At 68.4% G+C, this 22290-nt stretch carries 24 protein-coding genes; 10 read left to right on the top strand and 14 right to left on the bottom strand.

The features are described 5' to 3' along the window. Positions 1-7: 7 nt before the first annotated feature. From OG876_RS18720 to OG876_RS18700, 5 genes are all read left to right on the top strand, one after another. Positions 8-778 carry a ThuA domain-containing protein gene (locus OG876_RS18720; RefSeq protein WP_328526151.1) on the top strand — a complete coding sequence of 257 codons (771 nt, stop codon included), beginning with the start codon at positions 8-10 and terminating at the stop codon, positions 776-778. Further along, the gene (locus OG876_RS18715) at positions 771-1883 is read left to right on the top strand and encodes a Gfo/Idh/MocA family protein (RefSeq protein ID WP_328526150.1); all 1113 of its coding nucleotides are present in this window, start codon (positions 771-773) and stop codon (positions 1881-1883) included. The genes OG876_RS18720 and OG876_RS18715 overlap by 8 nt, the downstream gene beginning before the upstream one ends. Before the next feature lie 197 nt (positions 1884-2080). Further along, complete coding sequence (locus OG876_RS18710) at positions 2081-4486, top strand: arylsulfatase (RefSeq protein WP_328526149.1); 2406 nt, start codon at positions 2081-2083, stop codon at positions 4484-4486. 22 nt (positions 4487-4508) lie between these two features. Then, the gene (locus OG876_RS18705; RefSeq protein ID WP_328526148.1) at positions 4509-5027 is read left to right on the top strand and encodes a DUF1269 domain-containing protein; all 519 of its coding nucleotides are present in this window, start codon (positions 4509-4511) and stop codon (positions 5025-5027) included. Positions 5028-5034: 7 nt separating this feature from the next. Further along, positions 5035-5412, top strand: coding sequence for an STAS/SEC14 domain-containing protein (locus tag OG876_RS18700; RefSeq protein WP_328526147.1), 378 nt, complete (start codon positions 5035-5037; stop codon positions 5410-5412). 58 nt (positions 5413-5470) lie between these two features. Here the strand turns inward: OG876_RS18700 and glmM are convergent, their stop codons facing one another. Genes glmM through rplM form a run of 3 tightly spaced genes read right to left on the bottom strand, consistent with a single transcriptional unit; the run spans position 5471 to position 7825 of the window. Further along, positions 5471-6817 carry a phosphoglucosamine mutase gene (gene glmM / locus OG876_RS18695; RefSeq protein WP_328526146.1) on the bottom strand — a complete coding sequence of 449 codons (1347 nt, stop codon included), beginning with the start codon at positions 6815-6817 and terminating at the stop codon, positions 5471-5473. A gap of 7 nt (positions 6818-6824) precedes the next feature. Further along, positions 6825-7346 carry a 30S ribosomal protein S9 gene (rpsI, locus tag OG876_RS18690; protein ID WP_328526145.1) on the bottom strand — a complete coding sequence of 174 codons (522 nt, stop codon included), beginning with the start codon at positions 7344-7346 and terminating at the stop codon, positions 6825-6827. Between the two features lie 35 nt (positions 7347-7381). Next, complete coding sequence (gene rplM, locus OG876_RS18685; protein ID WP_131286311.1) at positions 7382-7825, bottom strand: 50S ribosomal protein L13; 444 nt, start codon at positions 7823-7825, stop codon at positions 7382-7384. A 286-nt stretch (positions 7826-8111) separates the two neighbouring features. On the opposite strand from rplM, the gene OG876_RS18680 reads away from it, so the two are divergent. The 3 genes from OG876_RS18680 to OG876_RS18670 all read left to right on the top strand — a co-directional run bounded on the left by OG876_RS18680 (position 8112) and on the right by OG876_RS18670 (position 10893). Then, positions 8112-9398: a citrate synthase gene (locus OG876_RS18680; protein ID WP_328526144.1), complete on the top strand. Its 1287-nt coding sequence runs from the start codon at positions 8112-8114 to the stop codon at positions 9396-9398. 75 nt (positions 9399-9473) lie between these two features. Then, entirely contained in the window at positions 9474-10280 is an 807-nt protein-coding gene (locus OG876_RS18675; RefSeq protein ID WP_328526143.1) for an SDR family NAD(P)-dependent oxidoreductase, read from the top strand. Between the two features lie 139 nt (positions 10281-10419). Beyond that, complete coding sequence (locus tag OG876_RS18670; protein WP_328526142.1) at positions 10420-10893, top strand: DoxX family membrane protein; 474 nt, start codon at positions 10420-10422, stop codon at positions 10891-10893. 35 nt (positions 10894-10928) lie between these two features. On the opposite strand, the gene OG876_RS18665 is transcribed toward OG876_RS18670, so the two are convergent. Further along, positions 10929-11384: a nuclear transport factor 2 family protein gene (locus OG876_RS18665; protein ID WP_328526141.1), complete on the bottom strand. Its 456-nt coding sequence runs from the start codon at positions 11382-11384 to the stop codon at positions 10929-10931. 120 nt (positions 11385-11504) lie between these two features. Here OG876_RS18665 and OG876_RS18660 point away from each other — a divergent pair, with 120 nt between their 5' ends. Both OG876_RS18660 and OG876_RS18655 read left to right on the top strand, forming a co-directional pair. Beyond that, entirely contained in the window at positions 11505-12053 is a 549-nt protein-coding gene (locus OG876_RS18660; protein ID WP_328526140.1) for a TetR/AcrR family transcriptional regulator, read from the top strand. A 47-nt stretch (positions 12054-12100) separates the two neighbouring features. Then, positions 12101-13051: a hypothetical protein gene (locus OG876_RS18655; protein WP_328526139.1), complete on the top strand. Its 951-nt coding sequence runs from the start codon at positions 12101-12103 to the stop codon at positions 13049-13051. Here the strand turns inward: OG876_RS18655 and OG876_RS18650 are convergent. The 10 genes from OG876_RS18650 to rpsK form a co-directional block, all read right to left on the bottom strand. Continuing rightward, positions 13048-14811: a hypothetical protein gene (locus OG876_RS18650; RefSeq protein WP_328526138.1), complete on the bottom strand. Its 1764-nt coding sequence runs from the start codon at positions 14809-14811 to the stop codon at positions 13048-13050. The genes OG876_RS18655 and OG876_RS18650 overlap by 4 nt on opposite strands. Positions 14812-14850: 39 nt before the next feature. Further along, positions 14851-16533, bottom strand: coding sequence for an ABC-F family ATP-binding cassette domain-containing protein (locus OG876_RS18645; protein WP_328526137.1), 1683 nt, complete (start codon positions 16531-16533; stop codon positions 14851-14853). Between the two features lie 49 nt (positions 16534-16582). After that, positions 16583-17350, bottom strand: coding sequence for a hypothetical protein (locus OG876_RS18640; protein ID WP_328526136.1), 768 nt, complete (start codon positions 17348-17350; stop codon positions 16583-16585). Then, complete coding sequence (locus tag OG876_RS18635) at positions 17343-17864, bottom strand: RNA polymerase sigma factor (protein ID WP_328526135.1); 522 nt, start codon at positions 17862-17864, stop codon at positions 17343-17345. Before OG876_RS18635 ends, OG876_RS18640 begins: the two co-directional genes overlap by 8 nt. A 16-nt stretch (positions 17865-17880) precedes the next feature. Next, entirely contained in the window at positions 17881-18495 is a 615-nt protein-coding gene (locus tag OG876_RS18630) for a class I SAM-dependent methyltransferase (protein WP_328526134.1), read from the bottom strand. Continuing rightward, entirely contained in the window at positions 18488-19300 is an 813-nt protein-coding gene (gene truA / locus OG876_RS18625) for a tRNA pseudouridine(38-40) synthase TruA (protein ID WP_328526133.1), read from the bottom strand. The genes OG876_RS18630 and truA overlap by 8 nt, the downstream gene beginning before the upstream one ends. A 66-nt stretch (positions 19301-19366) precedes the next feature. After that, positions 19367-20050, bottom strand: coding sequence for a 50S ribosomal protein L17, sunset domain variant (rplQ, locus tag OG876_RS18620; protein ID WP_328526132.1), 684 nt, complete (start codon positions 20048-20050; stop codon positions 19367-19369). A 46-nt stretch (positions 20051-20096) separates the two neighbouring features. Continuing rightward, positions 20097-21122, bottom strand: a complete 1026-nt coding sequence (locus OG876_RS18615) for a DNA-directed RNA polymerase subunit alpha (protein ID WP_131360975.1) — start codon at positions 21120-21122, stop codon at positions 20097-20099. Positions 21123-21227: 105 nt separating this feature from the next. Next, complete coding sequence (gene rpsD, locus OG876_RS18610; RefSeq protein WP_328526131.1) at positions 21228-21836, bottom strand: 30S ribosomal protein S4; 609 nt, start codon at positions 21834-21836, stop codon at positions 21228-21230. Positions 21837-21862: 26 nt separating this feature from the next. After that, positions 21863-22270 carry a 30S ribosomal protein S11 gene (rpsK, locus tag OG876_RS18605; protein ID WP_012923659.1) on the bottom strand — a complete coding sequence of 136 codons (408 nt, stop codon included), beginning with the start codon at positions 22268-22270 and terminating at the stop codon, positions 21863-21865. Positions 22271-22290 lie beyond the last annotated feature (20 nt).

Here is a 22290-nt window from a genome sequence, read left to right as displayed (position 1 = left end):
ACTGAAGATGACGATTCGCGTACTCGTCTGGGGCGAGAACCGGCACGAGCAGGTCGAGCCGCATGTCGCCGAGATCTACCCGGACGGCATGCACAACACCATTGCCGCCGGCATCAGCGAGAATCTGGAAGCTGCTGTGTCCACCACCACCTTGGACGAGCCCGAGCACGGACTCACCGAAGAGGTGCTGGCGGAGACCGACGTACTCGTGTGGTGGGGTCACGCGGCCCACGGCGAGGTTGAGGACAAGGTGGTCGACCGCGTGTACCAGCACGTGTTGTCGGGCATGGGTCTCGTCGTGCTGCACTCGGGCCACTGGTCGAAGATCTTCGGCAAGCTGATGGGTACGTCGTGCACGTTGCGCTGGCGCAGTGAGCGGGACCGCGAGCTGGTCTGGACGGTGAACCCGACGCACCCGATCGCGCAGGGCGTGCCGCATCCGATCGAGATCGAGCAGCAGGAGATGTACGGCGAGTTCTTCGACATCCCGGTGCCGGACGAACTGATCTTCGTGTCGTCCTTCTCCGGCGGCGAGGTGTTCCGGTCCGGGTGCACGTTCCGCCGCGGGCACGGGAAGATCTTCTACTTCTCCCCCGGCGACCAGGACTTCCCGGTCTACCACCACAAGGACGTCCGCAAGGTGATCGCGAACGGCGTCGCGTGGGCGAAGTCCGACCGTCCGGAGCGGGCGGTGCCGACGCTGCTGCGGTACGAGACCGGCGACTTCTTCAACGGCCACGGCTACCAGGGCCCGATCGAGGAGCCGGCGGATGCCTGAACCCTTGCGCCTCCTCCAGGTCGGCGCCGGCGGGATGGGCCGCGCGTGGCTTCGTACGATTGCCGACAATCCTGATGTCGACCTCGTCGGACTGGTCGACCTCGACGTGGACGTCGCCCGGGCGGCTGCCGACGAGCACGGGTACGGCGACGTGCCGGTGGCGGCCTCGATCGACGAACTGGCCGGCAACGCCGACGCGGTCATCGACGTCACCGTGCCGGCCGCGCATCCCAAGGTCAGCGTGGATGCCTTGCTGCGTGGGCTTCCGGTGCTCTGCGAGAAGCCGCTGGCCGAGACCGTCCGAGAGTGCCTGGCGATGGTCGCGGCGTCGGAGGTGAGCGGGAAGCTGCTGATGGTCTCGCAGTCCCGCCGCTACTTCCGGGCCGGCGCCGCGTTCGGGCGGCAGCTCGCCGAGCTCGGCACGATCGGGTCGCTGTCGTGCGAGTTCTTCAAAGCACCGCATTTCAGCGGGTTCCGGGAACGGATGGCCGAGCCGCTGCTGGTCGACATGGCGATCCACCAGTTCGACCTGAGCCGCAAGCTGATCGGCTCCGAGCCGGTGTCGGTCTACTGCGAGTCGTACAACCCGGACTGGAGCTGGTTCGACGGCAACGCGGCGGCCAACGCGGTGTTCACCTTCGCCGACGGCACCCGCTTTGCCTTCACCGGGAGCTGGTGCGCACCGGGTCTGGAGACGTCCTGGAACGGCCGCTGGCGGGCCAGCGCATCCGGCGGTACGGCGACCTGGGACGGGGACAATCCGCCCGTCGCGGAACTCGCTTCCGGCGAAGCCCTGCCGGCCGTCATGGTCGACGACGCCGAGCAGATCGCCGGCTCGCTGGTCGAGTTCGTCACCGCGGTCCGCGAGTCGACCGTCCCGCAGTCCGAGGTCCACTCCAACGTCATCAGCGTCGCCATGGTCGAGGCCGCCGTACGCTCCGCATCCTCGGGTACGCCGGTCCGCATCGCCGACGTCATCACCGACGCCCACACCGAAGCGCTGGCCACCGTTCAGGACCCAACCCTGCATGGTGTCCTCGAGTCCTGGCCCGACGTACTGAAGACCGTCGGGCTGAGCGAAGCCCAGGCGGGGCGGCGGGCGTAGGCCTCGATCTCGATCGTCATCCGGGGGTCGGCCAGGCCGCAGACCAGCATGGTCGCGGCCGGCCGGCTCACCGAGCAGCGCGACGGGCCAATCATCCCGTGCGGATGAGGGGCGGTGTGGACCCTGAACCTAACGTGGCTGGCGAGAGGGATACCTGGCGTAGACGCCTGGGCGTCGAGACGAGAGGACGTCGACCCATGCCGGAGACAGGAATCAACCGCAGCCAGCTCCCGATCCGACGACCACCGTTCGCCGGCGCGACCGAGCGGACACTCTCCGGCTCCACGCCGGACTGGAACCAGGCGAGCCACGTGCTGCCGCCCGAGGGCGCGCCGAATGTGCTCCTCGTCCTGATCGACGACGCCGGCTTCGGCAACCCGAGTACCTTCGGTGGTCCGATCCAGACGCCCAACTACACCCGGCTCGCCGACAACGGGCTGCGGTACAACCGCTTCCACGTCACGGCGCTCTGCTCGCCGACCCGGGCGGCGCTGCTGACCGGGCGCAACCACCACCGGGTCGGCTTCGGCATGGTGGGCGAATTCTCCGGCCCCTTCCCCGGCTACAACGCGACCATCCCCCACGATTGCGCACCGTTCCCGCGCATCCTCCAGGAGAACGGCTACCTGACCGGCGGCTTCGGGAAGTGGCATCTGACCCCGGACAACCAGCAGGGGTTCTCGGGACCGTTCGACCGGTGGCCGACCCGGCTCGGATTCGACTACTTCTGGGGCTTCCTCGGCGGCGAGGCCGGACAGTACGACCCGCTGATCGCCGAGAACCAGAAGATGATCGGCGTCCCCGCGGCGAAGGGCCCCGATCCGTACTACATGCAGGACGACCTCGGCGACCAGACGATCGACTGGCTGCACCGGGTTCGCTCCGAGAAGCCGACGACGCCGTGGTTCGCCTATGTCGCGACCGGCTGCAGCCACGCACCGCACCACGTGCCGCGCAAGTGGTCGGACAAGTATCGCGGCGTGTTCGACGAAGGCTGGGACGTGATGCGTGAGCAGACGTTCGCGCGCCAGAAGGCGCTGGGCGTCATCCCCGCCGACGCGGAACTGCCGCCGCGCAACGACGCGTTCCCGACCTGGGACTCACTCGACGAGACGCACAAACGCCTGTACGCCCGTCAGATGGAGGTCTACGCCGGATACTCCGAGAACGCCGACTGGAACATCGGCCGGATCGTCGACGCGATCGACGAGATGGGCGAGCTGGACAACACCGTGATCGTCTGGATCTGGGGCGACAACGGCGCGAGTATGGAGGGTACGCTCACCGGCACGTTCAACGAGATGACGACCCTGAACGGGATCCCGCTCACGCCCGAGCAGCAGATGGGGCTTCTCTTCAAGCAGGGTGGTCTCGAGGCGTGGGGCGGCGAGCAGCTCGCCCCGCACTACTCGGCCGGGTGGGCCTGGGCCGGCAACACGCCGTTCGACTGGGGCAAGCAGGTCGCCTCGCATCTCGGCGGCACGCGGAACCCGCTCGTTGTGCATTGGCCGAGCGGCATCAGCGACGCGGGCGCGTTGCGCAGCCACTACACGCACGTGAACGACATCGGCGCGACGGTCCTCGACCTCGCCGGGATCCCGATGCCCGACTCGGTCGACGGCGTGCAGCAGCAGCCGTTCGACGGCGTCACCTTCGCCGACTCGTTCTCGGACCCGGCCGCGCCGGAGCGCCACACGCAGCAGTACTACGAGATCCTCGGCAACCGGGCGATGTACAAGGACGGGTGGCTGTACTGCCAGCGGATGCCACGGATCCCGTGGACGTTCGACCCGGAGGCGCTCAAGAAGTTCGGGCCAGGCTGGGATCCCGACGCCGATCCGGTCGAGCTGTACTACCTGCCCGACGACTTCACCCAGTCGAAGAACCTGGCCGCCGACCATCCGGACAAGACGAAGGAACTCGCCGAGCTCTTCTGGGCGGAGGCCGGACGCAACAACGTGTTGCCGCTGCTCGGCGGACTGACGTCGTTCTTCGGCATGACACCGCCGCTGCCGGAGGTGTCGAAGTTCGTCTTCCGCGGCGACATCCAGAACATCCCGAGCGGGATGATTCCACGGATCTACAACCACTCCTACACGATCAGCGCCGACCTGGTCGTGCCCGAGGGCGGCGCGGAGGGAGTGATCGTTGCCGAGGCCGACCATCTCGGCGGCTTCTCGCTCTTCGTGCAGGACGGGCTGCTCAAGCACACCTACTCGATGCTCGGAGTGTTCGTGTACACGCAGGCGGCCGAGCTGCCGCTGCCGACCGGCGAGGTCGCGGTCGAGCTCGTGTTCACGGCCGACGCGCCGAAACCCGCGACCGGCGGTGAGGTGACGCTGCTGGTCAACGGCGAGCCGGTCGCCACGGGGCGGATGGAGCACACCGTGCCGGCCCGCTTCTCGGGCTACTCCGGCATGGACATCGGTCGCGACAACGGCCTGGTCGTCGACCGCAGCTATGCCGACAAGGCGCCGTTCGCCTTCACGGGCAAGATCAAGCAGGTCGTCTTCGACGTTGCGCCCGACTTGACCGACGAGGACAGGCACGCGCTGAACGAGCACGCGGCTCAGGCCCTGGCGGCGCACGCCGCGAGCGCCTGAGACGCAGGGCGAAAGGAGCATCATGAGTGACAAGGACCAGCTGGACGTCCTGATCGCGGTCTATCTCATCCCGGACCTTGCGCAGCAGGACTTCGACGCCTACACCAAGCTCGCGGCCGACGGCGGGATCACCACCGATGGAGTGGCCGTCGTCGTCAAGGACGCCGACGGCGAGGTCACCGTCAAGGAGACCGGCGACCACCTCGGTCACAGAGGAGCCAAGGCCGGGGCCGGCGTCGGTCTCGTCATCGGGCTCTTCGCCCCGCCGCTGCTGGCCTCGACGGTCGTCGGTGCCGCGGTCGGCGGGCTGGCCGGGAAGTTCGCTCGCCATCGCGTGAAGGCCGGTATCGGCGACAAGCTCGACGACGCGCTGCCGCCGGGATCGGCCGGCATCATCGCGATCTACGCGCATGCCGGGGCCGACGCGGTCGCGGGGGCGCTCAGCAACTCGATCCGCACCTCGATCGCCCAGATCGACAAGGCCTCGGCGGACGAGCTGAAGGCCGGGCTGAAGGAAGCATCGGCCGGACTCTCGGGCTAGGCACACGATGATCGAGCTGATCGACGGGCTCCCCGACGGGGTCGTCGGCCTCGTCGCGATCGGGCAGATCGAGTCCGCCGACTACGACACGGTCGCGGCGCCGGCGGTGAAGAAGGCACTGGAGGCGCACCCGCGGATTCGCGTCATCCACGTGCTCGACGACCGCTTCGACGGCTACACCGCCGGGGGCGCCTGGCAGGACGCCGTCCTCGGCCTCGCCCACCCGCGTTCCTTCGACCGCATCGCCGTCGTCTCGGACGCGGACAGCATCCGCCGACTCGTGACGGTCGCGGGCTGGTCCATCCCCGGCGAGGTGAAGCTCTTCCCGAACGGGGAACTCGAGCAGGCGACCGCCTGGGCGATCGAAGGCCTCGAAGCACCCTGATTGGCGTGGCTCCCATCTCGGGTGAGTGGGAACCACGCCCTCGGAGCGTTCGCGGTACCTAGAGCTTCAGAGCGGTGGCGACTGTCTCCGCCAAGGAGTGGGCGATCTCGTGGGCCGTGTCCGAGGACTCGGCTTCGACCATCACCCGGACCAGCGGCTCGGTGCCGGACGGGCGGAGCAGGACGCGGCCGGTGTCGCCGAGGCGGGTGGTGGCTTCGGCGACGGCGGACTGGACCGCCGGGTCGTCGCCCGCCCGGGACTTGTCGACGTTCTTCACGTTGACCAGCACCTGCGGGAGGCGGGTCATCGCACTGGCCAGGTCGCTCAGGCTCTTGCCGGTCTGGGCGAGCCGGGCGAGCAGCATGACCGCGGTCAGGGTGCCGTCGCCGGTGGTGGCGTGGTCGGACAGGATCACGTGCCCGGACTGCTCACCGCCGAGCTTGTGGCCGCCGGCTTTCATTGCCTCGAGCACGTATCGGTCGCCGACCTTGGTCTGCTCGACCGCGATCCGCTCCCGGACCATCGCCTGGACGAAGCCCAGGTTGCTCATCACGGTCGCGACCACGGTGTCGTTGGACAGCCGGCCGCTGTCGCGCATGGCCAGCGCCAGGATCGCGAGGATCTGGTCGCCGTCCACGAGCTCGCCGTTCGCATCCACGGCCAGGCAGCGGTCCGCGTCGCCGTCGAGGGCGATGCCGAGATCCGCCCGGTGGCCGATCACCTCGCGCTGCAGACCCTCCAGGTGGGTGGATCCGCAGTTCAGGTTGATGTTCAGTCCGTCGGGTGCGGCGGCGTACGTGATCACCTCGGCACCCAGCCGGCGCAGGGCCTCGGGAGCGGTCTCGGAGGCGGCGCCGTTGGCGCAGTCGATGACGACCTTCAGGCCGTCGAACCGGTTCGGCGCGGAGCGGACCAGGTGCGAGACGTAGGTCTCGAAGCCCTGCCCGTCCTCGAGCACACGACCCACGGCCGCGCCGGTCGGACGCTGCCACTCCTCGCCCATCCGGGCCTCGATCGCGTCCTCGATCAGGTCGTCGAGTTTGATCCCGCCGCGGGCCAGGAACTTGATGCCGTTGTCCGGCATCGGGTTGTGGCTGGCGGACAGCATCACGCCGAGGTCGGCGCCGGTCGAGCCGGTCAGGTAGGCCACGGCCGGCGTCGGCAGGACGCCGAGCTTGACCACATCGACGCCGGCGCTGGCCAGACCGGCCACCACGGCGGCTTCCAGGAACTCACCACTGGCGCGTGGATCCCGCCCGACAACGGCGCGTGGCCGGTGCCCTTCGAAGGCACCGGCCTCGCCGAGTACGTGAGCTGCCGCGACCGAGAGGTCGAGCGCCAGCTCCGCGGTCAGGTCCACGTTCGCCAGGCCACGGACTCCGTCCGTACCGAACAAACGCCCCATCAGGTGATCAGCGCTTGCTGTACTGCGGCGCCTTGCGGGCCTTCTTGAGACCGGCCTTCTTCCGCTCCTTGATCCGCGCGTCGCGGGTGAGCAGACCGGCCTTCTTCAGACCCGGGCGGTTCGCCTCCTCGTCGGCGGCGTTCAGGCACCGGGCCACACCGAGCTGCAGCGCACCGGCCTGGCCGGTGATGCCACCGCCGTTGATCCGGGCGATCACGTCGTACGAGCCCTCCAGGCCCGCGACGACGAACGGCTCGTTCACGTGCTGCTGGTGCACCTTGTTCGGGAAGTAGACGTCCAGCGGCTTGCCGTTGACGGTCCACTGACCGGTGCCGGGCACCAGGCGGACGCGGGCGACAGCCTCCTTGCGGCGGCCAGTGGCGCCGGCCGGGTTGATGACCGCGACACGACCCGTCTCGGCGCGCTGCTCCGGAGTCGGGTTCGTCTCGGAGGTGTAGGCGACCGGGCCCTCGGTGTCGATGGGGACCTCGGTGTCGAACTCTTCGGTCTCGGTGGTGATGTCGCTCACGCTGTGAATCCTCGTTTACCTGGCTCGTCGATCGCTTACTGGGCGATCTGGGTGATCTCGAACGGCTTCGGCTGCTGGGCGGTGTGCGGGTGCTCCGGACCGGCGTACACCTTCAGCTTGGTCAGCAGCTTCCGGCTCAGGCGGTTCTTCGGGAGCATGCCCCAGACAGCCTTCTCGACGGCCTTGCGAGGGTCCTTGTCGAGGATCTCGCCGATCGGCGTGGCCGTCAGACCACCCGGGTGACCCGAGTGGCGGTACGCCAGCTTGTCCGTCCGCTTGGTCCCGGACAGGGCGACCTTGGAGGCGTTGACGACGACGACGAAGTCACCGCCGTCCACGTGGGGAGCGAACGTCGGCTTGTGCTTGCCGCGCAGCAGGGTGGCGATCTGGACGGCGAGCCGACCGAGCGTGACGTCGGTGGCGTCGATCACGTGCCACTCACGGGTGACGTCAGCAGGCTTCGGGCTGTACGTGCGCACGGTCGTTGACCTTCGTTTCTCAGAGGTTGACAAAACTGGTACGTCGGCGAGCGGTCCGCCGACGTGGCTGTGCTGATGCCAGACCTGGAACGCACAACAGCAGCCCAGAATACCGGCGTCGGCACCCCGGGGTCAAAGCGAGCCCAGGCTGATCGGGGACCCCAGCTTGGAAGGAGCTGAGGACAGCACTAGTTTAGCGGTGAAGATTGCAGTCCGAACCGCGTCCCGCCGGCTGACGATAACCCTCACTCACCAGGCGATGACGCCAGCTTCCGAAGAGGGCATTGTGACCGAACAGTCGCTCACCGTCCGGGACAACCGGACCGGCAAGGACTTCGACCTTGCCATCACCGATGGCACAATCCGTGCCGCCGATCTCAAACAGATCAGTGCCGAAGACGGCGACGGTGGCCTGGCCACCTACGACCCCGGCTTCGTCAACACCGCCTCCTGCCGCTCGTCGGTCACCTTCATCGACGGCGACAAGGGCATCCTGGAGTATCGCGGCTACCCGATCGAGCAGCTCGCCGAGCAGTCGAACTACCTCGAGGTGGCCTACCTGCTCGTCAACGGCAAGCTGCCGAACAAGGCGGAGTACGAGGCCTGGGCGCACGACGTGACGTATCACACGTTCGTGCACGAGAACCTGAAGACCTTCATGCAGGGCTTCCGGTACGACGCGCACCCGATGGGGATGCTGCTCGCGTCGGTCGGGGCGCTGTCCACCTTCTATCCCGAGTCGCGCAACGTCTTCGACGAGGAGTCCCGGGCACTGCAGATCCGGCGGCTGATCGCGAAGATGCCGACGCTCGGCGCGTTCGCGTTCCGGCACGCCCAGGGCAAGCCGTACGTGTACCCGGACAACGAGCTCAGCTACACGGCGAACTTCCTGTCGATGCTGTTCAAGATGAGCGAGCCCAAGTACGCCTCCGACGATCGCCTGGTGCGGGCGCTGGAGATCCTGTTCATCCTGCACGCCGACCACGAGCAGAACGCCTCCACCAACGCGGTCCGGGCGATCGGCTCCACCCAGGTCGACCCGTACACCGCGGTTGCCGGCGGCATCGGTGCGCTCTACGGCCCGCTGCACGGCGGCGCCAACGAGGCCGTGCTGAAGATGCTCCGCCGGATCGGCTCGGTCGACCACGTGCCGTCGTTCATCGAGGGCGTGAAGGCAGGCGAGGAGCGGCTGATGGGCTTCGGCCACCGGGTCTACAAGAACTACGACCCGCGGGCCAAGATCATCAAGAAGGCCGCCGACGACGTGTTCGAGGTGACCGGGATCAACCCGCTGCTGAAGATCGCGGTCGAGCTGGAGAAGATCGCGCTGGAGGACGAGTACTTCGTGTCCCGCAAGCTCTACCCGAACGTCGACTTCTACTCCGGCCTGATCTACGAGGCGCTGTCGTTCCCGCCGGAGATGTTCACCGTCCTGTTCGCGATCCCGCGCACCTCGGGATGGCTGGCCCAGTGGCTGGAGATGCTCGGCGACGGCGACCAGAAGATCGCCCGCCCCAAGCAGATCTACACCGGTGCCCGCGGCGTCCAGTACGTCCCTATGGGCGACCGCTGACCCATCGCCCTCGGCCCCTCGACCACCACGGTCGAGGGGCCGTTTTGTGTCCGCGGCCGCTGCTAGCTTCGGTGGATGGGAACGCTGGCGGGAAGGGTCGCGCTCGTCACTGGGGCGAGCCGCGGTGTGGGAAAGGGGATCGCTCTCGGGCTCGGCGAGCAGGGAGCGACCGTCTACGTCACCGGCCGGACGGAGACCGGCGGGCCGGCCCCGACGTCGCTGCCCGGCACTGTGCGGGAGACGGCCGAGGAAGTGACGACGCTGGGCGGTCGCGGGGTGGCGATCACCTGCGACCACCGTGACGACGAACAGACCAGGCGGGCCGTCCGGCAGGTGGTGGCCGAGGCCGGGCGTCTCGACGTACTGGTGAACAACGTCTGGGGTGGCTACGAGTACTTCTGGGACGGCACGGAGTTCTGGCTGGAGGCCGGATTCTGGACCCAGCCGGTCGAGCGCTGGGACTCAGCCTTCCAGGCTGGGGTGCGCGCCCATTACGTGACCACCGTGGCGGCGGCTCCGACGATGGTGACCCAGGGATCGGGGCTGATCGTCAACGTCTCCTCGGAGGGCGCCGTGAAGACCGACACCGGCGTCGCGTACGGGGCGGCGAAGGCGGCCACCGACCACATGGTCGCCTGTATGGCGCACGAACTCCGCGAGCACGGAGTGACCGCGGTGTCGTTGTACCCCGGCCTGGTCCGCACCGAGTCTGTCCTGCGTGCCGCCGAGTACTTCGATCTGTCCGACTCGGAGTCCCCACTGTTCGTAGGCCGGGCAGTAGCCGCCCTGGCCGCCGATCCCGAGGTCATGCGGTACACAGGCCAGGTAGTCCGCACAGGCGACCTCGGCCACCACTATGCCATCGCCGACACCGATGACTGACCCTCTACTCCCCCGGGCCTCAGGGTCTCCCTGAGACGTACCGCGGACGGCGTAGCGGAAGTGCCGTCAGCTGACCGACGCGGTGGAGGCGGTCTGACGGCGACGCTGTTGTGACATCGATCGCGACAGGGAGACCATCATGAATGCCTTGATCTACAAGGGGAATCGGGTTGCCGGCTGGTTCGGGCGGCGCAGCGTCGACATCCTGCGGGTCAGCCTCGGGCTGATCTTTCTCGGGTTCGGCGTACTCAAGTTCTTTCCCGGGGCCAGCCCGGCGGAGGCGCTGGTGATGCGGACGGTCGACACACTCACCTTCGACATCATCCACGGCCGGCCGGCGGTCCTGCTGACCGCGGTGATGGAGTGCTTCATCGGGATCACCCTGATCTCCGGCCGGTTGCTGCGGACCGGACTGCTGGTGCTCGGGTTCTCGCTGGTCGGGATCCTGTCGCCGCTGGTGCTGTTCTTCGGCGATCTGTTCCCGGGAACTCCGACGCTGGAGGCGCAGTACGTGCTGAAGGACGTCGTACTCGCGGCGGCCGGGCTGGTGGTCGCGGTGAAGGCGCTGACCGCGATGCCGGTACGGATTGGAGATGGCCCCGGGCGGGCTTGATGCCTCGGTCCGGGGCCATCCGGCGCCTCTGCCGACTACGACGCGGCGGGGGCGCCGGCCGGTTCCCGCAGGGCAGTGATCAGTTGCTCGGTCAGGCCGCGGGCGCGGGTCATCGCGACGTGGTCGATGTAGTCACGGGACTCGACGATCTGGCCGTCCCGGACCCGCAGCACGATGACGTTCGACGCGGAGAAGGGCTCGCCGGTCGCGATCACCGTGCCGACATAGTCGAACTCGGCCACGATCACCTCGGGATCGGCGGTCTGGTGGATCCGGATGTTCTCCGGCTGGAACCGGATCACCTCGGTCGCCCGCGCGCCGGTGCCGCCGAAGTGCTCGCGGAGCGCGTCCCGGGACAGCAGCGGATGGTCGCCGTACGGGTTCATCGGATGGCGTACGTCGGTCCGCTCGGCGTACAACTCGGGCAACGCGGCGAGCTCGCGGTCGCCGATGCCGCGGACGAGCTTCAGGAAGACCTCTTCGGGAGTCATCGGATTCCTCACAGGAGTTAAATGGAGTGACGACTCCGAATATACGGAGTCACAACTTCGTTTACAACCACCGGGGCACGCGGAGCGTCTCCTAGGCTGAGGGGCGACGAAGGGACCAGGGTGCGAGCAGACGCGCGGGACAACCGGGCCAGGATCATGACCGCGGCGGACGAGGTCTTCGGGCGCTCGCCCGGTGCGTCGACCGACGATGTGGCCAGGCTGGCCGGTGTCGGGATCGCGACCGTGTTCCGGCACTTCCCGACCAAGACCGAGCTGCTCGAGGCCGTCCTCACGTTACGGCTGGAGCGGCTCCGTGACCGGGCCCTGGAGCTGGCTGACAGCGACGACCCGGGTACGGCGTTCTATGCGTTCTTCACCCAGGTCGTGTCGGAGTCCGCGTCGAAGCTGGCGATCGCCGAGGCGCTCGCCGCAGCCGGCACGGCGATCGGCGCGGACACGCAGAAGGCGGGCCAGGGCATGCGGGAGGCGTTCGACGGGCTCCTCACCCGGGCCCAGCAGGCCGGCGCCGTACGGGCGGATGCTCAGTTCCCCGAGACCTACGCGCTGCTGATCGGTGCGTCGCGGGGTGCGACCGCGGCCGCGCTCGAGCCGCATGTCCGGGACCGGATGCTGGCGCTGATCTACGACGGCCTGAAACCGCGTTCGTGAGGCGGCGCCGGCGGACGTGGTCGCGCCGCCGCCGGATCGTGACGGCTATGGCGCTGGTCTTCGTACTGCTGCTGTCGGCGTACCCGATCTCACTCTGGCTGGCGTATGCCGGCGAGCCCTCGGCGGAAGCACGGACGCGCAACCACGACGCGTTGTGGCTGGGCCATGCGTGGGTGGACGGGCGGAAGACGACGGCCGACGTCGCCGCGCTGGCCAAGCAGCTGAACGGCACGGGGATCCGCGACGTGTACGTGCACACTGGCCCGTTGGAGCATGACGGATCGTTGCCGTTGGCAAAGGTCTCGCCGAAGGCCAGGTGGTTTGTCACGGCCATGCGAGCCGCGGCGCCCGACGTCCGCGTGCAGGCATGGCTGGGCGATGTCGTCCAGCCCGCGAAGAACCCGGGTATGGATCTGGACGATCCGGCTGTCCGGAGCCGAGTGGTCGCCTCGTCGGCCGCCGTACTCGATCAAGGGTTCCAAGGCATCCACTTCGACTTCGAGCCGGTGCACTCCGGGTCGGCCGGCTTCCTCGCCGTACTGGACGAAACACATGTGCTTACGGCTGCGCACGGCGTACCCCTGTCCGTCGCGGCCGCGCAGATCGACCCGCTCTGGCGTTTGAACGTCCTGGGCAAGTGGTGGTCGCAGGACTACTTCGGCGAGGTCGCCCGACGCGTCGAGCAGATCGCCGTCATGTCCTACGACACCGCGCTGCCCCTGGAGTCCTTGTACGGCGGCTACGTCGCCAAGCAGACCGAGCTCGCCCTGAAGGTCACTGCCGCGTCGACGAACCTCCTCATGGGCCTACCGGCGTACTGGGAGAGCAACCCGTCCCACTGGGGCCGCGCTGAGACTGTGTCAGCCGCAGTCCGAGGCGCCCGCCTCGGCTTAGGCACCTCGAACCGCCAGAACTTCGGTCTGGCCCTGTACGTCGACTTCACCGCGACGCCGGCCCACTGGGCGGCGTACCGCGACGGTTGGTGTGTCAGCCCCTAGGACAGCCACACCACCGACAAGAGGACGACGCAGACCACTAGGTATAGGCCTTCCGTCACGAGGAAGGGCGTGGGCCGACGCCGCGTCTGTGGAGTCGGGAGACCATGACGGGCTCGCACCCGAAGCGCCTCCAGCACGGCGGCCACCTGCGACGCCTGCCCTGGCGCAAGCCCCCCGATCACATGCCACTCGCCACCTGATCGCACCGTTACTCGATCGCCGGAGAACTCGACCGAATCAACGGACTGCCAGGGCTGCACGCGGTCGAACCACCCCGCCCGCACCCGCAGCTCGGTCGCCGAGGCGACCACGCGGTAGAAGATGTGCTCGTTCAGGTAGCGGATCAGATAGCCGCCCCCGACGATGAGACCGATCCCCGGCACCCGCTCGCCCCAGATCGCGATCACCAGCACCACCGCAGCGATCGGTGCCGCCAGCAGGACAGCGGCCAACGCCGGCCGGTACCACCAGGCGACTGGCGCCAGCGGCACGGACCACGGCAGGGTCGGGATCTCCCGGGCCGGATCCACGAGTCTCTCCCCAGCTTCCCGGGGTTCACTGATGACGTCGTCGGCACCAAGGTCGAATCTGTCGACCGACTCCGCGCTCCATGGAGTACGACGCGGTCCACGCAGCGGCGCGATCGGCCGGAGGGGAATGTCGCGGACCAGGATCGTCGGCCAGCTGCCCTCGACGAGATCGCCGACCAGCAAAGCGTCACCCCGGTAGCGCCGCAGCGTGTGGGTCCACTGCTGTCGGACCGCAGCCGGAGCGTCCTCCTCGTCGCCCAGTCCGGTCATCGCAGTGAAATACCGTTCGTCCGCCTCCTGGTCGTTCAACTGGAGGTTCACGAAGCCGATGAGCACTCGACCGTCAGTGGAGCTGATCGCGAAGATCTCAGAGGCATCGGGATCGATGCGGACCGGTAGCGCCTGCGCGTGCCAGGCTCGGCGCGGACGGGCGCGGCGGCGCCGGAGGTCGCGGAGCACCAGGAGAATCGCCAACGCCCAGGCGCCGCCGGCGACCGTGTACCACGGGGTGTAATCCGCAAGCTCGGCCTGCAGCCGGATCCAGTCCCGGTCGGCGGGATCGACCAGCACCGGAACCTGCGTCCCTGGCGCGTAGTCGTCGATAGCAGTGACGGTGCTGGTGCTGCCGTCGGGCAGCTTGAGCCGGAGATCACCGTCGTCGGTGTAGTCGCCGGTCACGGCCGTCTGCTCGATCGCCCGCCGAAGGTGTGCTTCCTCCCGCTGGCTCTGCCAGTTCATCACGCCGAGCGCGGCGGCTCCCACGACCACCAGCACAGCCGCGGCGATCAGCCGGCCAGTGCGGCCGGTCGGCCCCGCGGCCGGGATCATCACCGGTCTCCTCGGCAAACCCGCGGTCAGAGCCCGCTGGCGGTGGTGGCTGACGGACAGCCAGGCCAGCAGGAACGCACAGGCGGCGGCGTACACGGTCCACGCGGTCCGTGCCCCGGCCACATCGTCGTACCGGAGCTCCACGACGAGGAAGACCAGACCCGCGATGGCGGCCAGGCCGGGCTGCCACCACCACAGGATCAGCGACGCGAAGCAGGCGATCATCGCGAGCGAGAACGTTCGATCCGGACCACAGACCCTCGGATCGGTGACCGAGCACGGCCCGTCGTCCGACGCGATCGACACCACGAGTGCCGCAATCCAGCCGACCGGCATGAGCCATCGGTAGAGCCAGCTGGGCACGACGGTCCCGGCCCAACGGGCAGCCAGCTCAGCTGTCATACGAGTTCCCCCCTCGCTGCTGTGGGAGAACCTTAACGGTCAGCGAGAGCGCTCGACGCGGCCCTCGTCCCAGACTGGCTCGTCGGACTCGTAGACGGAGCCGTCGGCGCCGAAGACGAGGTGACGGTCGAAGCCGCGGGCGAACCAGCGGTCGTGGGTGACCGCCAGGACAGTGCCGTCGAAGGAGTCGAGACCTTCCTCCAGCGCCTCGGCCGACTCGACGTCGAGGTTGTCGGTGGGCTCGTCGAGCAGGAGCAGCGTGGCGCCGGACAGCTCGAGCAGGAGGATCTGGAACCGCGCCTGCTGCCCACCGGACAGACTGTCGAAGGTCTGCTCGGCCGCATGAGCCAACTCGTACCGGTCCAGCTTCCGCGACGCCAGCTCGCGGCCCATGCCCTCCCGGTGGTCGTCGCCGCGGTGCAGGATCTCCAGCAACGTGCGGCCGGCCAACTCCGGGTGCTCGTGCGTCTGCGCGAACCACCCCGGCCGAACCCGTGCGCCAAGCTTCGCCTTGCCCGTGTGTGCCACCGGAGTGATCTGTACATCGCCCACCGGCTGGTGCTCGACATCCGGATCGGAGCCGCCGTTGGCGAGCAGCCGGAGGAAGTGCGACTTCCCGGAGCCGTTGGATCCGAGGACGGCGACGCGTTCGCCGTACCAGACCTCCAGGTCGAAGGGCTTCATCAGACCCGTCAGCTCCACGCCGGTGCACACCACCGCACGCTTGCCGGTGCGGCCGCCGGTGAGGCGCATGCTGACCTTCTGCTCGCGCGGCAGCGCCTGCGGCGGCCCGGCCTCCTCGAACTTGCGCAGCCGGGTCTGCGACGCCCGGTACCGCGAGGCCATGTCGGAGTTGTACGCCGCCTTCTGCTTGTACATCAGCATCTGCGCCCGGAGCTTCGCGTGCTCCTCGTCCCAGCGCTTGCGCAGCTCCTCGAACCGCTCGAAGCGATGCCGGCGGGCCTCGTGATACGTCCGGAAGCCGCCGCCGTGCGTCCACGCGGTGTTGCCTGCGGCCCCTAATTCGACCGTGACGATCCGGGTGGCGGTGTTGGCCAGCAGCTCGCGGTCGTGGCTGATGTAGAGCACGGTCTTGTCGGTGCTGCGGAGCTGGTCCTCCAGCCATCGCTTTCCCGGTACGTCGAGGTAGTTGTCCGGCTCGTCGAGCATCAGGACCTCGTCCGGGCCGCGCAGCAGGGCCTCCAGGACCAGGCGCTTCTGCTCACCGCCGGACAGCGTCTTCACCTCGCGCCAGCGACAGCGGTCGAACGGTATGCCGAGGGCGGACGTCGTACAGACATCCCAGAGGACCTCCGCGTCGTACCCGCCGACCTCGCCCCAGTCCGACACCGCCTGCGCGTACTTGAGCTGGGTCTTCTCGTCGTCGGCCTCCATCATCTTCAGCTCGGCCTTGTCCAGCTTGGCCGCGGCCTGCTGGATCGCCTCCGGCGCGACCCCGAGCAGCAGGTCACGCACGGTCGAGGAGTCCCGCACAGAGCCGACGAACTGACGCATCACGCCGAGCCCGCCGGACCGCGAGATGCTGCCGCTGTGCGGTTTCAGGTCGCCCGCGATGATCCTGGTCAGCGTGGTCTTGCCGGACCCGTTCGCCCCGACCAGCGCGACCTTGGCCCCGTCCCCGACCCGGAAGGTGATGTCGTCCAGCAACACCCGGCCGTCCGGCAGCTCGTACCCCACCCCGGCGACATCCACGTGACCCATCCCACCAGTCTGACCGCCCAACCCCCACCATGCGAACCGTTATCGATCCTCACCAGTCCTTGAGGGCGTTGAGGTAGGTGCTGCCGGGTGGGCGGACCGAGCCGGTCATGAAGAGTTTGAGCGGGGCGGCGTACAGGCCGTAGGTGTGGGTGCCGGTGAAGAAGCCGGCGGAGTCGCAGCCGTCGTACTGGACCCAGACCTCGCGGATGCCGGCCGCGGTGTCGAAGCGCAGCACGATCGCTTCCGACGGCTGTGCGGTCTGCGGCGCGCACTTGAACACCAGCAGCGCCGGGTTCCGCTCCGGCAGCACCTTGATCGCGTCGACCACCTGCTGCGCGACCTCAGGGCTGGACCGCTCCTGGCCGAGCAGCGCCGTGGACCCCGGAGTGAGCTGGTAGCGGCACGCCTGCAGCCCGGTCACCGGTGTGTTCAGGTCCAGTCCCGTCCCGGCCGGTACGGCGTTGGGCCCGTCGGCCTGGAGAATCGGGTGATCCGGAGGACAACTCACCGCGGCCTTCGGCGGCGCCATGCCCTCGGTCGACTTGTCCGGGGCCGATGCCTGGCTGTGCCCACTGCTGTCACTGGCAGTCGACGCGACCGGAGACTCACCGCTCGCCAGGTTCCACACTCCGCCGATGGCCGCCGCCACCACGACAGCCGCTGCGGCCATGGTCAGGTTCTGCCGCCGCTTGCGCACTCGCCGGCGCGCCTCTCGCGCCAGTCCGTCGTTCCGCAGTCCGGTCTGGGCGTCGGCCTGGCTCTGGAACGCCGACGCGATCTTGGGGCCGAGCTCCTGCTCAGGGTCGTGCTCAGGCATCCTCGGCTCCTTCCTTGCTCAGCGTGGTCTTCAGTGCGGCCAATGCTCTGTGGACGTGTGATCGGGCGGTCGCCTCCGCGCAGTGCAGCAGCACACCGATCTCGGCGTACGAGAGCTCCTCGTAGAAGCGCAGTACGACGGCTGCCCGCTGCTTGTCCGGCAGCGTCGAGCACAGCGCCCAGACCGCGTCCGACTCAGCCCGGGCGGCCGTACCGTCCGGGGCGGCCGGTGCGCTCCGGACCGGGTCCGGCGCCGGTGCCTCGCGGCGGCGGAACCGTCGCCACCAGGAGATGTGCGCGTTCACCACCATCCGCTTCACGTATGCCTCGGGGTCGTCGGCCTGGCTCACCCGGCTCCAGCGGGCACAGGCCGTGGTCAAGGCATCCTGAACGGCGTCCTCGGCCAGGTTTCCGTCCCCGGTGAGGACATAGGCGAACCGCAGCAGTGCATCTGCCTTCTCGGTCACCCACTGCTCGAAGTCGAGCGCGTCGGTCCGTGCCTCTGCTGCCGCCAAGGCTGCCTCCATACCCTCAGGACGGCGATGGACCCGGGTTCGTTGCACACAGGACCCGGAACCCCTTCGCGCTGCCGATCCGCCGGCAGGGGTAGCCCTGCTCGGTCAGCCAGCGCTGCAGCGAGTCGCCGCCGAGGTTCTTGCCGACGACGAACCATGCCACGCCGCCGGGGGCAAGCCGGGCCAGCCAGTGCAGCAGCATCTTGTGCAGCTCGGCCTTGCCGATGTGGATCGCCGGATTCGACCAGATCTGGTCGAAGACCACGTCACCGGGTACGTCGTCCGGCAGCGCCGGATGCACGCGGTCATTCACGCCGGCCTTACCCGCGTTCTCCCCGGTCAGCTCCAGCGCCCGGGTGTTCACATCCACTGCCCAAACCACGGCCTCGGGCGCTTCCACGGCCAGTGCACACGCGATCGGCCCATAGCCGGTCCCCAGGTCGAGGAACGTGCCCGAGCCGGTCGGCGGATCCACCTCGCGCAGCAACACCGCCGTACCGATGTCCAACCGGTCTCTGGAGAACACTCCGGTCGCGGTGGTGAACGTGTACTCGCGTCCCCAGATCCGGGCCTCGACAGTACGGCGTACGTCCGCGGAACCGGGCTCCGCCGAGAAGTAGTGGTCAGCCACGCTGGTGTACCTCTCCCCTGACTTGACGGGCCTGCAATGCCCGCGCGGCCAGCTCGTCATCGGCCGGATACCGCACTTCCTCCAGTGTGAGGCCGTGCGCGGGCAGCACCGACACAGCCGAATCCCGGAGCTTGCCGGCCAGTACGGCGGCCGGCCAGTCGACGTCACGTCGCCCGTCACCCACCGGGATCATCGAACCCACCAGAGCCCGGACCATCGAGTGACAGAAGGCATCCGCGATCACTGTGCCCTCCAGCAGCCCGGGAGCCGTCCGCAGCCACGAGAACTCCAGCAGGGCCCGCACTGTGCTCGCACCCTCACGCTTCTTGCAGAATGCGGCAAAGTCGTGCTCCCCGAGCAGACCGGCCGCGGCCGCGTTCATCAGATCCACATCCAGCGGGCGGCCCACTCGCAGTACGTGCCCACGGGTGAGCGGGTCCCAGCCGGCCGGATCGTCGCAGAGGCGGTAGACGTAGCGACGGGCCAGAGCGGAGAAGCGGGCGTCAAAGCCCTCTGGAGCCGCCGTGACGGCTGTGACAGCCACATCCTCGGGCAGGACGCCGTTCAGGCTTCTCAGGAGCCTCAGCGGCTCTACAGCGCCTTCGACGTCCACATGGGTGACCTGACCGCGAGCGTGTACGCCGGTGTCCGTGCGGCCGGCGCAGGTCACCACAGGAGTCTCCGGGAGTCGCAGTACGACGCGGAGGGTCTCCTCCAGCACACCCTGCACGGTCCGGAGGCCCTCCTGACGGGCCCAGCCGTGGAAGGCCGTTCCGTCGTATCTCAGGTCTATCCGCCAACGCACACGGCAATCTAACGCAAACAGCGCCCCTCACCGTGCGGTGAGGGGCGCTGTCCGGAACAGCTGGTGTTACTTGTCGTCGTCCTCGGTCTCGCCGGCCTTGGTGAAGCCCGCGGCCTCGGCGTCCGCCTCCGACGAGAACCAGACCTCGGCCTCGGTCTGGTCGTACCACGGCGACTCGGTCGTGTGGTACTTCATCGAGTTCTCGTTGCCCTTGATGTCGAAGCCGGCCGGCGCGGAGCCGTCGGCGTTCGGCGCGGCCGAGCCCTCGTACTTGCCGGCGACAACGTCTTGGACCTTCTCGTCCTCGACCTTGTCCTCGGTCTCGGCCTTCTCCGCCGCCTTCTTGGCCGGGGCCTTCTTGGCGGTGGTCTTCTTCGCCTTCGGCGAGTCGGCCAGTGCCTCGACCAGCTCGATCTTCACCATCGGCGCGTTGTCACCCTTGCGCGGGCCGAGCTTGGTGATCCGGGTGTAGCCGCCCGGACGGTCGGCGTACCGCTCGCCGATCTCGGTGAAGAGCACGTGCACGACGCTCTTGTCCTTGATCCGCTTCATCACCTGGCGGCGCGAGTTCAGGTCACCACGCTTCGCCTTGGTGATCATCGACTCCGCCAGCGGCTGCAGGCGCTTGGCCTTGGCCGCGGTGGTGGTGATGGCGCCGTGCTCGAACAGCGACGTCGCGAGGTTGCTGAGGATCAGCTTCTCGTGCGCCGGGCTGCCGCCCAGCCGGGCACCCTTGGTGGGGGTAGGCATCTCTTACTCCAGAAGGATTCAGGCCGATGGTGGCCCGGGGTGGGTGTCAGTACTGCTCGGTCTCGGCGAAGCTCTCGTCCTCGTCCTCGGCCTCGGTGCCGTAGGCCTCGGCGGCCGCACGCAGGTCGAAGCCAGGAGGCGAGTCCTTCAGCGACAGGCCCATCTCGGCCAGCTTCAGCTTGACCTCGTCGATCGACTTGGAGCCGAAGTTGCGGATGTCCAGCAGGTCCTGCTCGCTGCGCGAGATCAGCTCACCCACGGTGTGGATGCCCTCACGCTTGAGGCAGTTGTAGGAGCGGACGGTCAGCTGCAGGTCCTCGACCGGCAGGGCCAGGTCGGCGGCCATCTGCTCGTCCACCGGCGACGGGCCGATGTCGATGCCCTCGGCCTCGACGTTCAGCTCGCGGGCCAGGCCGAACAGCTCGACCAGCGTCTTACCGGCCGACGCGACGGCGTCGCGGGGCAGCATCGACGGCTTGGTCTCGACGTCGACCACGAGGCGGTCGAAGTCGGTGCGCTGCTCGACACGGGTCGCCTCGACCTTGTAGGTGACCTTGAGGACCGGCGAGTAGATCGAGTCGACCGGCATCCGGCCGATCTCGGCGTCGGCGGACTTGTTCTGGATCGCCGACACGTAACCGCGGCCCCGCTCGACGACCAGCTCCATCTCGAGCCGGCCCTTCTCGTTCAGGGTGGCGATCTTCAGGTCCGGGTTGTGCACCTCGACACCGGCCGGCGGCGCGATGTCGGCGGCGGTGACGTCGCCGGGGCCCTGCTTGCGCAGGTACATGGTGACCGGCTCGTCGTGCTCGGAGGAGACGACCAGGTCCTTCAGGTTCAGGATCAGCTGGGTGGCGTCTTCCTTGACCCCGGCAACCGTCGAGAACTCGTGCAGCACGCCGTCGACCTTGATGCTGGTCACGGCGGCGCCCGGGATGGACGACAGCAGGGTACGGCGGATGGAGTTGCCGAGGGTGTAGCCGAAGCCCGGCTCGAGCGGCTCGATCACGAACCGCGAGCGGTGCTCGCCGACGACCTCTTCGGTCAGGGTGGGGCGCTGCGCAATAAGCACTTCGTTCTTCTTTCTGGTTCCGCGACGACCACTATTTGAGGTCGCGAAGGGCCGAAGGACCGACCGTTTCCGGCCGGTGACCACAGGCCACCGGCCGGAGCAGGATCAGTTCTTCGAGTAGAGCTCGACGATCAGGTGCTCGGCGACCTGGGTGTCGATCTGCTGCCGGGTCGGCAGCTGGTGGACGAGGATGCGAAGCCGTTCGGGCATCACCTCGAGCCAGGCCGGGACGACGCGCTCGGAGTGCGTCTCCCGGGCGATGATGAACGGGGTCGTCTCGACCGACTTCGCCTTGACATCGATGATGTCGTGGGCGGCCACCCGGTACGACGGGATGTTCACCTTGACGCCGTTCACGGTGAAGTGACCGTGGACGACGAGCTGACGGGCCTGCCGACGGGTCCGGGCCAGGCCGCTGCGGTACACCACATTGTCCAGCCGGGACTCGAGGATGATCAGCAGGTTGTCACCGGTCTTGCCGGAGCGCCGCGAGGCCTCCTCGTAGTACCGGCGGAACTGCTTCTCCAGGACGCCGTACGAGAAGCGGGCCTTCTGCTTCTCACGGAGCTGGAGCAGGTACTCGCTCTCCTTCGGGCGGCCGCGGCCGTGCATACCCGGCGGGTACGGACGGCGCTCGAACGCCTTGTCGCCACCGACGAGGTCGACCCCGAGACGGCGCGACTTCTTGGTCATCGGTCCGGTGTAACGGGCCATGGTTCGCTACCTTCCTCTCTCTGGGATCAGACCCGGCGCCGCTTCGGCGGGCGGCATCCGTTGTGTGCGGTCGGGGTGACGTCCTGGATGGTGCCGACCTCGAGGCCGACGGCACCCAGCGAACGGATCGCGGTCTCACGGCCGGAGCCGGGACCCTTCACGAACACGTCGATCTTGCGCATGCCGTGCTCCATCGCCCGGCGCCCAGCGGCCTCGGCGGCCATCTGCGCGGCGAACGGGGTGGACTTGCGCGAACCCTTGAAGCCGACGGTTCCCGCGGAAGCCCACGAGATGACCGCGCCGGTCGGGTCGGTGATCGTCACGATCGTGTTGTTGAACGTGCTCTTGATGTGCGCGTGGCCGGCGGCCACGTTCTTCTTCTCCTTGCGGCGCACCTTCTTCGCGCCGGCCGCGGTGCGGCTCTTGGGAGGCATAGGTCAGTTGCTCCTGGGGT

It is taken from the genome of Kribbella sp. NBC_00359 (genome assembly GCF_036097425.1).
Classification (GTDB): Bacteria; Actinomycetota; Actinomycetes; order Propionibacteriales; family Kribbellaceae; genus Kribbella.
Note: the sequence above shows the minus strand (reverse complement) of the source record. Positions and strands in the feature narration are given on the sequence as shown.